Annotated in this window: 14 protein-coding genes; 3 read left to right on the top strand and 11 right to left on the bottom strand. The window is 51.3% G+C overall.

Features of this window, described 5'->3' with window-relative positions; genetic code table 11:
- Positions 1 to 166 precede the first annotated feature (166 nt).
- Positions 167 to 1,258 carry a peptide-methionine (S)-S-oxide reductase MsrA gene (gene msrA / locus H6624_02960; GenBank protein ID MCB9083273.1) on the top strand — a complete coding sequence of 364 codons (1,092 nt, stop codon included), beginning with the start codon at positions 167 to 169 and terminating at the stop codon, positions 1,256 to 1,258.
- Between the two features lie 572 nt (positions 1,259 to 1,830).
- Here the strand turns inward: msrA and H6624_02955 are convergent.
- The 7 genes from H6624_02955 to H6624_02925 all read right to left on the bottom strand — a co-directional run bounded on the left by H6624_02955 (position 1,831) and on the right by H6624_02925 (position 9,466).
- Positions 1,831 to 3,888, bottom strand: coding sequence for a TonB-dependent receptor (locus H6624_02955; GenBank protein ID MCB9083272.1), 2,058 nt, complete (start codon positions 3,886 to 3,888; stop codon positions 1,831 to 1,833).
- A gap of 119 nt (positions 3,889 to 4,007) precedes the next feature.
- The gene (locus H6624_02950; GenBank protein MCB9083271.1) at positions 4,008 to 4,727 is read right to left on the bottom strand and encodes a PilZ domain-containing protein; all 720 of its coding nucleotides are present in this window, start codon (positions 4,725 to 4,727) and stop codon (positions 4,008 to 4,010) included.
- Positions 4,728 to 4,884: 157 nt separating this feature from the next.
- On the bottom strand, positions 4,885 to 5,997 hold the full coding sequence (locus H6624_02945; protein ID MCB9083270.1) for a hypothetical protein: 1,113 nt from the start codon (positions 5,995 to 5,997) through the stop codon (positions 4,885 to 4,887).
- A gap of 101 nt (positions 5,998 to 6,098) precedes the next feature.
- Positions 6,099 to 7,220, bottom strand: coding sequence for a hypothetical protein (locus H6624_02940; GenBank protein ID MCB9083269.1), 1,122 nt, complete (start codon positions 7,218 to 7,220; stop codon positions 6,099 to 6,101).
- Entirely contained in the window at positions 7,217 to 8,134 is a 918-nt protein-coding gene (locus H6624_02935; protein MCB9083268.1) for a hypothetical protein, read from the bottom strand. The genes H6624_02940 and H6624_02935 overlap by 4 nt, the downstream gene beginning before the upstream one ends.
- The gene (locus H6624_02930; GenBank protein MCB9083267.1) at positions 8,135 to 8,959 is read right to left on the bottom strand and encodes a hypothetical protein; all 825 of its coding nucleotides are present in this window, start codon (positions 8,957 to 8,959) and stop codon (positions 8,135 to 8,137) included. It abuts the gene before it with no gap.
- Positions 8,960 to 9,112: 153 nt separating this feature from the next.
- Complete coding sequence (locus H6624_02925; GenBank protein MCB9083266.1) at positions 9,113 to 9,466, bottom strand: DUF1304 domain-containing protein; 354 nt, start codon at positions 9,464 to 9,466, stop codon at positions 9,113 to 9,115.
- A 204-nt stretch (positions 9,467 to 9,670) separates the two neighbouring features.
- On the opposite strand from H6624_02925, the gene H6624_02920 reads away from it, so the two are divergent.
- Positions 9,671 to 10,093 carry a hypothetical protein gene (locus H6624_02920; GenBank protein MCB9083265.1) on the top strand — a complete coding sequence of 141 codons (423 nt, stop codon included), beginning with the start codon at positions 9,671 to 9,673 and terminating at the stop codon, positions 10,091 to 10,093.
- Here H6624_02920 and H6624_02915 read toward each other — a convergent pair.
- From H6624_02915 to H6624_02905, 3 genes are all read right to left on the bottom strand, one after another.
- The gene (locus H6624_02915; GenBank protein MCB9083264.1) at positions 10,087 to 11,493 is read right to left on the bottom strand and encodes a sel1 repeat family protein; all 1,407 of its coding nucleotides are present in this window, start codon (positions 11,491 to 11,493) and stop codon (positions 10,087 to 10,089) included. The genes H6624_02920 and H6624_02915 overlap by 7 nt on opposite strands.
- A 90-nt stretch (positions 11,494 to 11,583) precedes the next feature.
- Positions 11,584 to 12,363: a nitroreductase family protein gene (locus H6624_02910; protein ID MCB9083263.1), complete on the bottom strand. Its 780-nt coding sequence runs from the start codon at positions 12,361 to 12,363 to the stop codon at positions 11,584 to 11,586.
- Positions 12,360 to 12,779 (bottom strand): hypothetical protein, encoded by a 420-nt coding sequence (locus H6624_02905; protein ID MCB9083262.1) that lies wholly within the window; start codon positions 12,777 to 12,779, stop codon positions 12,360 to 12,362. Before H6624_02905 ends, H6624_02910 begins: the two co-directional genes overlap by 4 nt.
- A 92-nt stretch (positions 12,780 to 12,871) precedes the next feature.
- On the opposite strand from H6624_02905, the gene H6624_02900 reads away from it, so the two are divergent.
- Positions 12,872 to 13,762, top strand: a complete 891-nt coding sequence (locus H6624_02900) for a LysR family transcriptional regulator (GenBank protein ID MCB9083261.1) — start codon at positions 12,872 to 12,874, stop codon at positions 13,760 to 13,762.
- Here H6624_02900 and H6624_02895 read toward each other — a convergent pair.
- Positions 13,736 to 15,106, bottom strand: coding sequence for a GAF domain-containing protein (locus tag H6624_02895; GenBank protein ID MCB9083260.1), 1,371 nt, complete (start codon positions 15,104 to 15,106; stop codon positions 13,736 to 13,738). The genes H6624_02900 and H6624_02895 overlap by 27 nt on opposite strands.
- Positions 15,107 to 15,158: the final 52 nt, after the last annotated feature.

The raw sequence follows: 15,158 nt of genomic DNA, 5'->3' as shown, positions 1-15,158 counted from the left end.
AATCCAGTTTCCTGCTGGCAGTTCTAGCCCTACGACGGTCGCGGCCCCGGCCCTAGGTAAGGGGGCCGAATCTCATTTTGGCACATTGAAACCTTTTGGTTCCAGGCCCGTATTACAATCAAAGGGCCCCCGATGGCGCCCGGTATAAGGAAACAACGAGGTCCCAATGAAGTCCAAATATCTAATTGGTTTATCAAATATTGCATTCCTGCTAGCCTTTGCCCTACCCAGCCTGGGAGGAGATAAGCCTGTGCTTAAGAAAGCTATTTTTGCCGGCGGTTGCTTTTGGTGTATGGAGCCGCCCTTTGAAAAAGAGCCAGGAGTGCAAAAGGTAATCTCTGGCTACATCGGGGGAAAGATCAAAAACCCCAGTTATGAACAGGTCTCATCAGGCGGCACGGGACACACCGAAGCCGTGATCATTGAATATGATGCCAATAAAGTCAGTTACGAGAGACTGCTGGAGATCTTTTGGCGACAAATTGATCCCACTGATTCCGGAGGACAATTTGTCGACCGTGGCAGCCAGTATCGATCAGGAATCTATCCTTTGGATGAAGAACAAAAACAGGCGGCGGAAAAATCCAAGAAAGACTTGGCCGCTTCGGGTCAGTTCAAAAAACCGATTCTCACAGAAATCGTCATGGCCGACACCTTTTACCCGGCCGAAGACTACCATCAGGACTATTACAAAAAAAATCCCATTCGTTACAAGTTCTACCGCAACGGCTCGGGAAGGGATCAGTTTTTGAACCTCGCATGGAAAGCGGACAAAACCAAAGCTGCGACCAAAATGGAGACCGCCAAGATGCCCACACAGAACTGGACAAAACCCTCTAAAGCTGACCTTAAAAAACAGTTGTCCCCCATGCAGTTTAAGGTGACCCAGGAAGAGGGTACCGAGCCCCCTTTTAAAAATGAGTTTTGGGACAACAAAGCCGAAGGCATCTATGTGGACATAGTCTCGGGAGAGCCCTTGTTCAGCTCTAAAGATAAATACAAATCCGGCACTGGCTGGCCCAGCTTTACCAAACCCATTGTCGAAACTAACATTGTGGAGAAAAAGGACCGTAAGCTCTTTATGGTGCGCACAGAAGTGCGGTCAAAGATGGGCGACAGCCACTTGGGCCACGTCTTTGACGATGGCCCCCCGCCCACCGGCCTCCGCTACTGCATCAACTCGGCCTCTCTCAAGTTTATCCCCAAAGAGAAACTCACCGAAGCGGGCTATTCCCAATACATGGACCTCTTCAAGTAACCACTACCAGAAGCACCTTCTTTGAGTTGGCCAATGAAAAAGACCGTCCACTTAATAGTGAGTCCGCAAAATCCTTTGTCCGTGATGTCGGTCCGTTGCCGACCATTCTCCGCAAATCCTCACGCGCCTTTCGGCCGCAGGCGCGTCTTCGGACTGCGTCAGCATTGCTGCCGCAGTTCGGATACGCCCTTGCGCGACGGCGGAGGATTCGGATTTACGGGAATGGCTCGTCACCCGGCCCTCCCTCACCGCCAAAGGCGACCCCAGGTTTTGCGGACTCACAATTAAACCGACTCGCTTCAGGCGGATGGGTAGTTGGCGAATCTCATTTGGCCAATCAAAAAGACTTGGATGCTAGGCAGAGAAGCATTGATCTTACTGCCGTGTGAGATTGATCAAAAGGGTCCAGATGCAAGGCGGACAAGTATCGATCTTACTGCCGTGTGAGATTGATCAAAAGGGTTCGAATACGAGGCGGAGGGTTCTTTTCGAATGGAGGCGTACCTGAGTGGTACGTCGGAGTGAGAAAAGGGCCCGACAACGACGTAGACGGACCCTTTTCATCAATCGAATTAGAAGTTCATGCCGACGGTGGCCATATACCAAGCCCCCGCCTGCCGAAACGGAATCTGGGTATTATTCTGCCCACCCTGATAACGTTCGGCATCAGTTATATTGTAGCCACGAGCATCCAGATACATGCCGTTCCAGATGTCGTTCCAGCGCACACCTAAGTTAAAGGTGGTGGCTGCATCCACGTCCACATCATTGTTGCTACCGTCATCAAAGATCTGAGAGCCCACGTGCTGAAGAGTGAGGTTCATCATCAGATCTTTGTTAAACCAGTAGTTAAAAATCACATTGGCTGTGAGCTGAGGTACGTGATCGAACTTGTCGTCCGAACGGAAGTACTCCTCATCATCCTGAGCCTTGTAGTATTGGAAGTTGAAGAATGTTTGGTACTTATTCTCCACCCAACCAAACTCGTTCTCAAGACCAATGCTGGTCAGCTTACCTGTATTGGTGTAAAAAGGAGGACCAACTGGCTGACGGCTCACCAAGTCTTTACCATTTTGGTGGTAAATGGTGGTGGCGTTACGGAATCGCTTGTCGCTGGATTTCCAAACTACCTGAAGCTGAATGGCATCCAACAGTTCCGGCTCCAAGCTTTCGGCTCCAGCGAAGGTTGATAAGGTGGTGTAGCGGTACCAATAGGGCGCATCCACGAAAGACTGAGAATAGGACAACTTGTATTCCCAAGTGTCATCCGGCAGGTAAATCAGGGCCAGACGAGGGCTCAAGTTGGTGGTGTTATCCAGAGTCTTGCGGTTTTTCAGGTCATAACGAGCGCCGGCATTGAGAATGAATTGATCGCTAAAGCGATGCTTAGCTTGAAAGAAAGCCGAGTAAATGGCTTCCGAACCCGTTCCCAACAGCTGCGTGGCGGTGGTGTCGATAGTTGAATAATCGTGTCCTGAATAGCCAACCAGCACTGAGTCCGTCAGCTCAAAAGCATCGACCTGGATTCCCGCCAGGAATGTTCCAGTTCCACCGGCGGCTTCATAGTCTTTGTTGACCTGAGCGACCAATCCAATGTCTTCTTCCTGCCAGTGAATCGAAGACCCACCGCCAGTATTGGTGGCGAGAATACCGCTGATCGTCGCCGTATCTGCGTACGGATTGACCGACCAATTCCAGCCATCCCCGGCCTCGTCTTCATAGGTCAAACCGACATGACGATGGGTGATTCCCAATCCCGGACCCGCTTCGTCAAACACGCGGTAGGATTCATAGTCGTATGGATTGTTGCCGCTGCCGTAGGGCTCAATCCATTGGCTGCGGCGAGAAGCAGCGAAAAGAGTCATCTTGCCTGATTTATAGGTCATCCCCACATCGTGCGAAGGCTGCTCATCGACTCCATCAATGCGGATCTCGCCGGTTTTGCCGGTGTTGTACTTCTCATTCCCATCCAACTCATAAATTTCACCGGCGGCACGGTAGTACTGGCCCCAAGCCAACATGTCCCAGTTGTCGCCACCGTCTCCAGTTAAGAAGCGCAGACGACGCTGGCCATGGTTACCGCCAGCCACTTCCATGGTGCTCTTGCCTGCCAGGTCTTTACCTTTTTGGGTGATCAAGTTGATCACCCCGGCCAAGGCCACGTTTCCGTATAACGACGATCCAGGTCCACGCAGAACCTCGATGCGCTCCACATTGTGCAGGGCAATTCCGTAGTCGGGCATGGCGGTCAGATAAGAGCGGGAGTTGATGCGGTGACCATTCACCATGATCAGCACTTTTTGCTGAGAGCTGGCGTAAATCCCCCGCGGAGCAAAGTTCAGCTCATTGCGGTCTTCCACATCCGTATAACCCGGCACAAACATGATAACCGCTTCGTGCACATTGCGTACACCGGCGGCCTGGATCATTTCTTTGGTGATCACAGTGATGGGCACTGGGGCTTCACTCAAAGGTTCCACCTTTTTGGAAGCAGACTGTACGTTAAGGTTAAGAAGATCAGAGAGGGTCATCTCTGAAAGGTCGTCTGAGTCCTGAGCTTGCACACCGCCCGCCGCAAAAACGGAAAGCAGAAGCACACCCAGGATGAGCCTAAGCTTCATCCATTCCATGGTGAAAATCCTCCTTGAGACTAAAGTCTGTTATGTATTCAGGCAAAAGTATGAGATTTTCTAATGGATGACACAACCAAAAAAGGACCTGGGCCGTCTTCGTGCGTTATATTGAATGATTAGCTATTTTTGAGGCGGGCACCAAAGCGATTGGTGAGGCGATAGCACTTCATCACCACTTCGTTGACTCGTGACTCTTCAAAGCTGTTGAGTTTTCCAAACTCAACACCCAGTCGATACTTCTTGGGATCTTCAGGAGCGCGAGTGACACGCCTGACGACAGCATTGAGAGGTACCACCTTGCCGCCTTCCACAGTCATGGTGACTTGAATCTGGGCTTCTTGTTGTAAGGCCTGGGAGCTGCCTTCAATCTCGAGAAAGCACCCCCCTAAGCTGATGTTCAACATACGAGCGAGAATCTCTTTTTCTGGTCGGTTGATCTGGCGAAGGGCAACTTTTGGAACAATGTGGATAGGCACATCAACGCGAAAGTTCTTTCGCCTCTGCACCAAATAAAAATCCCCACGCAAATCCAAAAACCATCGCCCCTGTTCCGTCCATTGAAGAGAGGACTTAACTAAATATTTACTCAGATTTAGGACAAAGGAAACACCAACCGATCCAGGCACCGTCCCCTCGGGAACGACACTGGCACTGATTTCGACGATGGAGCCTTTGAGTGGACCACACTTGGCTTTGAAATGATCCCCGTTGGTCAAGGCCACGTCCACTTCCAGTCCCGGCATAGCCGCCACAGAACCAAGAAGTTCCGCCCGCTCAGCGGCCGTGATCTTGTTCAAATAGTCTTTTTTGTTGGGATCTTCGGTGTCCTTCGCCATGAATCAGGTCTACCCCCGCTTCAGTGAACCACTCGCTGGACACTCTCACAATAAGAATCCCCCAAGAATGGGGACCTCTGGACCAAGGGCGGTCACAAAAAAAAGGGGAGACTTCCCGTCTCCCCTCAGCTCCAAATCCGTGAGCCTAATCTCAACATTAATAGGCGTATGTCATGCCCACGCGAGACATGATGTTACCCGCGTTAAGGGTTCCACCAGTGGTCGTGAAACTGCCGTCCAGTTTGAAGGCATCAAAGTGAATGGAAAGACCTGCAGCAACCGCCGTGGTGTCCGCCACCGATTGATCGGCGGAAGGAGTTCCAGTTGTCTTGGTGGAAGTGTCGTTCAAAAGCACCCCTTGCATCACTGATCCACGTAGGCTCAACCAATCCTTCACCTGACCTTCAACGCCAAAGCCGAGTTCAATTTGAGTGGTTTCAGTTTCGGTGGAGACTGCCGGAGCGGTGTCTGTTTCTACCGTGCTGCGATTAAGTTCTGCATAGTAGAACAAAAAAGCATTGGAACTCAGCTCATTCACACGAGCCGCACCGGCGGTAATGATCATAGCCGAAATATCCAGACTGGAAGCTCCGGAGGGTGTGTACTCGGCATCTTTCTTAGCCAATTGCCCATAGATGCGATAGCGGTCGTGGTTGTAGACGCCGGCCAACATTAGGCCCAAGCCACCCTTGTACTCATCGCCATCAGCCGCGGCGCCATCGGCCTCGTCCAGAAGATGAAAATGACCAAACACTTCCCAACGATCTCCCAAAAGAACGCCGGCACGAACGGAAGCAAAGGTCTCGGAGCGGTCAATACCACCAGTCACTTCGTCTTTGTTCTTGGAAAAACCGACTCCAAATCCCCACTTGTTCATCGAAGAACCCGCAGCCCCCCATGTGAAGTCAACCGTGTTGTCGGGCTTTAAGAAACTGGTGCTCGCTGTGTTGCGATAGGTAATGGCGTCTTCATCTTCGTTGCCCAAATAAAAAGCATAAGGCATATCGTTTTTGCCATTGTACCAGCCGCCTTCAGCTTTGGGAGTCGCTGTGGCATCCACCTTAGTGGCCGAACCCGCAGCCCCCCACTCCAGGGTCAGACGACGATCTACGTTATGGATATAGGCGGGATTGAGAAAGATGTTTCGCTCATCTTTAATAAAAAAGGACCCACTTGCTTCCTGACCTAAAGCCTCCAAACGAGATTTGGTCGCATGAGCGGTACCTGCTGCCATGACTAAGGACACAGCCAAAAGCCAATACTTGATCATATTAATTTCCCCCGAAATCAGAGTTGTTGTTGCTGATCGAGGAAAATTAATCACTTGTGTTTGGGGTTGCAATTCAAAAAACTGACAAGGGGCGCATGGGTTCAATTGGCCACGAAAGCGCGGATTTCTTCAAGTTTTGGTTTAACAAAAAACTCTTTTTCACCTAAATTAGAGTCAATTCTCATCTCGGCTCTCCCCTCAACCGTGACTCGATAATGACCGGGAGCCAGTTCCTTGCTAAAGATCCATTCGCTGGCACGAAAAATCTGATTCCGAGAGTACTCTTTCCACTCCTCACCCAACAAATCTTTACGGTATAGAATGCACAAATATTGGGCACTCTTCACCCCTCGCCACTTGACTCCTTTTGGATCGAGGGGTTGAACAATTTCCAGTTCAGGCTGGGGCAGCTGTTTGCCAAAAAGAACGAACTGAAATGGCGGACTCTTCCTTTGATAGCGAACGCCGCTTTTACTGACGGGGAAAACCTCCCAGAAATACTTGCGCCCGGCTCGCAATGTCAGATTGGCCTGGGCACTGCGGGTTTTAAACATCTTGGGCTTGTCTTTGTTTCGCTCCGTCCACACGCGAAAGATGTAACCCTTGGCACTTTCAAAGGGCTCCCACTGAAAAGTCACCACCGTCTTCACGGTTTTGGCTTCTATCTGCTCGCCGTCTCCGGGAGACTGCATAATCACTTCCTGGGGTTTAGCCACAATGGTGACAGGTGAACTCCAGTTCCCCCGATCTCCCTTTTTGTCGATCGAACGAATGCGGAATCGATAAGGACCAGGGGAAAGCGAGGTTTTAAACTGACTCTCAGCGGTTTCAAAGCGTTGTGATTCTTCTGAGCCTTCAATTGGCTGAAACTCCAGCTCGTAGGCCTTGGCTCCCTTTGACGCCTCCCATGCCACCTCCACTTCGGTCAGAACTTTGGGGTCCGACTCTGGTTTCCCACCGTCGCCAGGCTTGGACAACTGAATGGGTTTTCCCCCGACTGTCGGAGTCGCCTCAGTAGAGCTGCCCTCCTCAGCGGCCTTGGGAGAAACTTCACTCGGCTGCTCCTGTATGGGCTTTTTTTCTGGCAAAACCCGAGGGGATACTTCCTGGGCCCACAGCAGTGGGGACCACACCAGGCCCGCCACCAAAGCCGCAAACCATTTACAAGCTGCCCGCTTTGATTGTTGATCCACAAAACCCTTTGCAAGGAGCGCCTTGATCATTTCTTGCTCGCGTCTTCACCATGAGCCAACTCAACGGCTGATTTTGCTAATGGCAGAGGGGCTCCGGTTGCTGAGCGACGAGCCATACGCAAGGCAAATTTGAGGGCCTCATGCGGCGGATAATTTAAACCTTTTTGTGAAACGGCAAAATCATAGCCTTTATGAAAATTGTCAGGAGCGCGTGGACCATATTTTAGAACCCGAATAATGACCTCAAGTGAATCCTTCACCGACAGGCCAAAGCTCTCACCCGCTCGCAACTTCCCATAGAGTTCCTGAAAGGGCTTGAACACCCCTTCCGGATAATGGGGACTCAATCGCACCAACTCAAGAGCCATCAGTCCACAGACATTCACCGGCACTGACATCTCTTTTGGGTTTAGGCAGAACTTCACCAGGGCAATAAAATCGTCCCGCGCCCGCCCGTGGTAGGCCTTTAGTTCTTTGGAGAACTCATAGGCGATCTTGAGGGCCACCTCAAAGTCGTAATTGAAGAACTCCGTGAGATAGGAGTGTTGAAGAATTTCAAAAAAGTTTTCCTGCACTTCTGACGACAGTTGAGAAAACTCCATAGCGATTTCAAGGGCCTTAATATGATTGACCCCCATTTTTGCAAGCATTAGGTAGGTCTGGCGAAACCGCTCGGCCGCTCCATCACAACCACGTGAAACTTGATCGGCTAAGCCCCGGGCGACTTCGTCCCTCATTCCTGCGGTGCCATGGCTGCGCAGAAATTCCAGGGCCTGAATGTACTCCTGGGTGGAGTGACAAAGCTTAACCTGCTCCTCTTGACCCTCTGGAAGGGGCGCTCCCACCGCATAGCTAAATCTAGAAAACATGAGGAGAGCCGCCAGGCCAATCTGATTGGTTCTAACCGCAAAGTGAGTTGGAAAGAAACCTTTCCTCCGCTTCACTTAGTACTCCACAACCCAGGTAAAGGAAGGATACAAGTCGGTACCTCCTGTGGGTTTATTCACCGCCGCCATCGACACCACTGGTGAAAAGATGTTTCGCTTGTACTCCAAGTGCTTATTGAAGTTGTAGACGTACCAGTCGTCAAAGATCATGGGCAAAAAGGCGAGAGCTCCACCGATGGCGGCAAAAACCTTCCCCTGATCATCCAAAAAGGACCCCACATATCCAGCCGCTGCCAGGTTAGTAAAGGTCGACACATAACTTAAGACCTTCATGGTATGGGCTGGTTTTTCCAAAGACTCTTCAGCCAAACGCTCGCGCAACAGCTCATTGCTTCGGCCCCCTCCGGAAAACCCTCTCACCTTGGCCCAGGCTTTTTGGTAGGGCTTGCGACTGGCAATGAGCATGGTGCCAAAAAACCAGGCGGCGCCAATGGTGCGGGCCACAAGCGCTCCTGAGCGAGCATCTTCTCTTTCGATGGAAGTCAGATCATCGCGAAAGGATTGCTCGGCCGTTGTACCCATTGCAAATGTGGTCAAAGCCGACAAATAAAATGGCCAATGGATGTACCACCAGTTTTTGTCTTCCTCACCGGCTTCCATCTTGAGGCGTTGACTGGCTCGGGGAACAACCTGCAGCTCGGGATAATCGAGGGATTTAAACAGGTCTTTTAATGATGAACCTGAGTCATCGGTTTCCTCCGGAGGAAGGGCTGACCCCTTATCCCCTTCTGAATCTGTTTTGGTGGCAGACTCTTTTTTTGCAGAGGTCGTTCTCTTCTTGGACTCCGCACCATAGCTGACCGGAGCCAGAGAAACGCTCATTGCAAACACCATTGCGAAGAATACTCTCGATGTCATAAGCTAGCCTTGGTTAGATTACTTCCTCCATATTATAAAGAGGGTCATCAAAAGGGTACCTGGACCCAATAAGGATTCGGACCGAGGGCTAGCCTTTTTGTTACGTCTAAAAGGGACTTAGAGCCAGATCAAGAGAAGGGCCAACAGTGCCGGCAGGGATTGAATCACCAGGATCCGCCAGCTCACCGTCATTGCCCCAATCACACCCGCTAGCACAACACAAGAGAGAAAGAACACCTGCAACTCCAAGGCTGTGGTTTCTTGAGGGTGGAGAAGGCTCCAGGCCAGACCCGCCGCCAAAAACCCATTATAAAGACCCTGGTTCTGACCCATGGCTTTTGTCTTGTCTGCATCCTCTTGGCTCAATCTGAAGATCTTGCGACCAATCGGCTTGGTCCACAAAAAGGCCTCAAGAATCAGAAACAGGAAGTGTTGGACAGAGACAAAAGCAACGAGAGCGGTTTTGATCATACAATACCCCAAGTGAGCTAAGAGAATTTCATGACTACTATTATCTACTCTTGGTACACAAGCCAAACTTCACCCACCCGACCGATGTTAAGCTCCAGCTTTGAAGACACCCGGCCGATTGAAATCTTTTCCCTCCAATGATCCCTCGGTTTTTGCTAACTCGTGTTCATCCGGGGTTTAACAGGGAAAACAGGAGGGTCCATTATGGGGACAGCCCCCACTCGACGGTCATCAATTTCGCGGCAATTAATTCTTGCGGGCATTTTGGCTCTATCGAGCCTTTTGACCCTGCCGACATCTGCCAAATCAGGAGAGGGTGAGATCAGGCTGATGGCCCAACACCAACGGGTGTTTGAATCCGCCTTCAATAAGATCATCAATGAGGAGTGGCCAAGTCTGACCCAAATGTGCGGCACCACCCGCTTCAACTACCGCTTTCATGCGGTTCCGGAGCAATGGATCGGCATACGTGAGTTGGATATTCAAGGGCCACTCATGGTCGGTGGATTTTATGTGACTTTCTATTTTGATCTAGATGAATCTCTACCCACTTGCGGTGAATATACTAAGGATGTAGGTGAGAGATTGAATCAGTACCGATCGGTGCTTGCCACCTTTCATCACTGATAAAGATAGTAGCGGCGAAAGATCCCCATATCGCGAAACTCGTACTGATTCTCCAGCTCAACCTCGATTTGTCCTCTGCACCAATTATAGCTTTCCATATGGGCTTCGGCCCCAGTGCCAAAAGAAATAAGAGCATAGTAGGCTCGCCCACAGGAATACAGACGTTTCATCCTCATGTCCTGTTTCATTAGGGAGACCAGAGGGGCAAGGCTCCGATTGCCTTTGGCATCTGCCAGATCCTCAGTGTCGGGGGGGTGGTAACTGCCGCTTTTCAACATAAACTGAACCACTTGGCCAACGCCAGCCCCATCAAAGTGGACCTTGCGCAACTCAAGCAAATTCCAGCAGGGCAAGGGATTGAATCCGTAAAGGCCCTTTTGTCTGAAACAGCCTTGAGTCAAAACCCTGTGAATTTCCAACTCATTACCCCGGCCTTCGTTGGTCATCATACTGGCCAATTGGTAACAGCCGGCAGGCTCAAAATTGTTACAGCTCATGCGCAAAGACTCTTTGGCCATCACTGCGTTTTTATTCACATCCATCTCGGCTGATGCCAGGGAAAAACAGCTCCAGCCTCTCCATTTATCCCGGGTCTGACACAGCTTGCGCAGTAAGGGCAGGGACTTCTCAGTCATCCCTTGCCACCTGTAAAGTTCCGCCAAGGCAAAGCAATTTTTCGTATCCCCTTGCTTGCACCCTTTGTTAAAGTAAGAGCGAGCCATTTGATCTTTAAACTGCTGAAAATAGCGATGACCGAGAGCAAAGCAACTGGAGGCATCTCCATCGCTACAGGCTCTCTCCAATATCACTACCACTTCCCGGGGATATTCTTTTTCCGGTCCTATCGCCGAATTCGCACAGGACAAAACTTTTGATCCTGACCTAAAGTAGGCGTCACCCAACTCGCATTCAAAAAGAGTCGCCTGAGCACCCTTTAGGTTGTCTCTGATCTGCAAAAGAACCTTTTCCCGGGAGTTGTAACACTGGCTGGATTGAAAGTTGAGCTGACACTCACGCTTTACCTCAATCGCCAACTGGGGATCCAGTAGGCGATCAGCCCAGCGGCCAACGACTTTCCAAAAGGCCAACTCCAGGGATTTGACTTCCTCAATTTTAGCCGGATCAACCGAGCCGGCAAAGACCCGGGCAACACTTTCAGTCAACTCTTTGTCCCGAACGCCCCCCACCGAGGCTGGCCCGCGTTTCAATGGCGAGCTGGGGGCAGCCACAGCCTTCCGGGGAACATCTCGTATGTCGTGAGGAAAGCTGGCCATCCACAGCCAATTAAGGGCAAAAGCCAGAGACCAACCAAGGGTCACCGATACCGTGAACAGTGTGCCCACGACATAGCGTTGTTTCTTGAGATCAAGACCCAAATAGCATTGAATGAGTTTTTGCAACTAGAACCCTACCCAGTTGTTCGTTGCGCCCGGAACATCCCTAGAATAGCGCCACCTGGAGCCGTATCAAAGAGGGAACAGAGACCCGTCTCATCCTGAGACAAAGCCCTGCCGCCGGAGGTATTTCTTCACTGTCTCGGAGTAGCCGAGATGAGACTCCCTTGTGTATTTGAGCTTGGTGTAGACCTGAGCCAAATTACTGACTTGCGCACCTTCTACCCGTTGCCGCAGCTCGGGATCACTCATATATCGATTCCAGCCCTGGCTCTCACGATCCCGGTAACCTTCCAGAACCTCCTCATCCGACCGATCCCGGTAGGTCTCCTGATGCACCAGGAGGTCATGGGGTAGTCGATCCCTCATCTCCGGGTCTTCTGCCGGGTAACCAAGAGAAAATCCAACCACCGGCACCACGTGAGAGGGGCAACTAAGCAGATCGCCAATCTTGTCACAATTGGCGAGGGTCGTTCCCATATAGCAGATTCCCAAACCCACAGACTCCGCGGCCAACGCCACATTTTGTGAAACCAGAATGGCATCAATGGCGGCAATCATGAAACTCATCGGATTGTCAAAGTTCATGGGGGCATCCCGAAGCCTCAACCAACTGCGCATGCGATGAAAGTCCGCGCAGAAGGTCAGGAGGACGGGCGCCTCTCTCACCATCGACTGCTCAAAGTGAGGCTCGTAGAGTTTCTCCCTCAATTTAGGGTCCCGGGTCACGATGATCGAATAAGCCTGCATGTTTCCCGAGGACGAAGCACGAATTCCTGCCTGCAAGACCTCCTGCAAGAGAGCCTCGGGAACATCCCGAGGCTCATATTTGCGAATCGACCGGTGCTTACGAATCTGCGACATCACCGGATTCATGTGGACTCCTTGGCGAAAAAGACCCGGACCGCCTCCACAGTTCCGATCACCTCACCCTTCTCGTTCTTAATTTCACCGGTTAGGCGATCCATCTGTGGATCAGGGCGCAGAACATAGTCCAGGAGACTCTCTTCTCCCCCTTCAACCACTCGAACCTTAAGATCCAGATGAGGCTCAATGTCAGACCAACTGATGCCGTACATCCTGCCCTCAAGCGGCACTGAGAATTTCCCCGGCACAGTCAACGAGCCAGTGACCTGAGTGCCAAATCCGAAGGGATACTCTGGCAAATTGTCGAATACCAAAATGTCCTGGAAGGTGGTTTGGGCAAAGCGGGTGGTCGCCCGATATATGGATTCCGCTCCGGCTCCATGGATTCCTGTCAGCAGTACTGCGATAACAAATAGTTTTTTCATATTTCCCCCTTTCGCAGAAGAACCAAACCTAACCTGCGCCAATGTTAAAAAAAATTACTGATTTTTTTCTATTTGTTAGCTAAAGATTAACAATGGATCTGACCCGACTTCGCTATTTTTTGACTCTCGCCGACACCGGCCACCTCAGGCAGGCGGCCGATCTCTTGGCCCTATCCCCTCCGGCTCTCTCCAAGGCCATCCAGCTTTTGGAGGATGAAATGGGCCAGCCCCTGACCCGGAGAGTGGGGCGCGGTATTGAGCTCACCCGGGTGGGAAAGGATTTGGCCTCCCAGGCTCGCCCACTGGTGGAACGGATCCTCCAACTCCCGGAGAGCCTTCGTCACCAACAGTCCACGGGAGCCCCCTTAAGAATTGGCACCTTTGAGGTCTTCTCCACCCACCTATTGAGATATCTTCCCGACAGCACGGGCGAAGGATCGCCAATGGAAATCCATGAGTTGATCCCTGGCGAGCTGGAACAGGCTCTCATCGAAGACCGAATTGATCTCGGCCTGACCTATCTGCCCATTCCCCAAGCCCATCTGCTCTACAAAAAAGTCGGACGGGTACAAATGGGAGCCTACTCGGCCAACAAAGGCTTTGCTCACCAACATTGGACAGAGTGGCCCTTTGCCATTCCTATTCAACAGATCAGTGGCGCCCCCACCAAAGTCAGAGGGCTCGATGGATGGCCCGATGATAGACTGCTTCGCCGAATTCAGTACCGGGTGACGCTGATGGAGTCCGCTCTGGAACTCTGTCGACAAGGGAAGGCTGTGGCCTACTTACCAGATTTGGTCGTCCACCACCACAATCAGCGCTGTCGAGCCCAATTTCGATTACATAGCCTTCTTCTGCCTCCACTGGGGATCAGTCGCCAACAAGAGGTTTATGCTCTAATGAGGGCCGACGACCTTCCCCATCTCTCTCATATCATCTTAAAAATCAAGGAAGTCTTAGGCAGCGTCGTGGCTCGAGGCTGAGTTGAGTACATGAAGTGACTGACCATAAAGGCGCTTTAGCCACAGAGTGACTTCCGTTCCAGCAGGTTGGCCATCGGCGAGTTCTTGCCAGGAGCGAATCGTCATACGTCCGCCGTAACGTTCAAGGTAAAACTTCACTTGCATAAGCCCATAACCAGTGCCCGCCTCACCACCGGTTCCATCAGTGCTCTCCACCGCCGTCACCGCCCGCTGGATTTCGGCGACCTTCTCTGAACTCATGCCAGTTCCAAAATCGCGAATCACCAGGCCGATTTCATCCCCGTCTCCGTGAACCGCTCTGACTTCAATGTGAGACTGAGCAGGGGAAAACTTAATGGCATTGGAAAGCAAATTACTCACCACAGAGTGGACCAGAGGGAAGGGCTCGGCCAGCACCACCACATCACAGAGGCTTTCAATATCAATCTCCAATTCAATGGATTTGATGCGCATCCGATCTCCCAATACAAAGGACGACTTTTGACAAACCTCAAGTAAGGGGGCTTGGGCGTTCTCCTGAAGAAGTGCCGGGCGCTGCTTGTACTTGTCGGTGAATTGGCAGAACGAACGAACCTCTTGGGTCATATCCACCACTGCTGAGCAGGCCTTCATGATGCGATCAAAAAAGTCGACTTTAGGATTTTTCCGACCCAATTCACAACTGGCCGTCACCACGTTAATCGAATTCACCAGGTCGTGGCAAATGCCGCGCAATAGAGCTGTCTGATTTTTCAATACGTCTTCAAGGTCCGATGTCCGAGCCTTGATGCGCTTTTCAAGATCCAAATTGTGATCCTCCATGGTGCTGAGGAGGTGATCCCTTTCTTTGAGGGCAAACACATTGCCCAACTGGTCGGCCAGAATTCCGGCACTAAAGATCTCGTCCAGCTGCCACTGCCTTGGACCACCGACATGCTCCAGGCAAATTACCCCCACAATGTCGGCCCCACAGTGAATGACCGAGTCTAATAGGGCACCAATGTTCAATGGCCGACAATAGGACTCACGAAATTCCGCAGTGACCGGATCAGTCAGAGAATCATGAATGGGCAGGGAGCGATCTTCGAAAATCTTGGCAAAATAAAGCTTGGCCATCTCCACAGGGAAAACTGTCCCACTGGAGTACTCACCTGTTGAGGAATCATACTGTACAGTACTTACCAATGCCCTTTGTTCGTTGTCCAGCAACCACACTCCCACCCTTTGCACATTAAAGTATTCGGAAATGGCTTTGGTCGCAATACGGGAAAACCCAGTAAAGTCCCCGCGGTAGAACTCGGGCGCAAGAGACAAATTGCGAAATAGAGCGTACTGTTGCTCAAGTCTTGTGGACGAATCTGCCATGGTGAATTCTTATCGTCAGGCCCGGGGGACGATTCAACCGTACGGACGGAGT

Source organism: Pseudobdellovibrionaceae bacterium (assembly GCA_020635075.1).
Classification (GTDB): Bacteria; Bdellovibrionota; Bdellovibrionia; order Bdellovibrionales; family UBA1609; genus JADZEO01.
The sequence above is the reverse complement of the archived record's forward strand: the minus strand, read 5'-3'. Positions and strand labels throughout refer to the sequence as shown.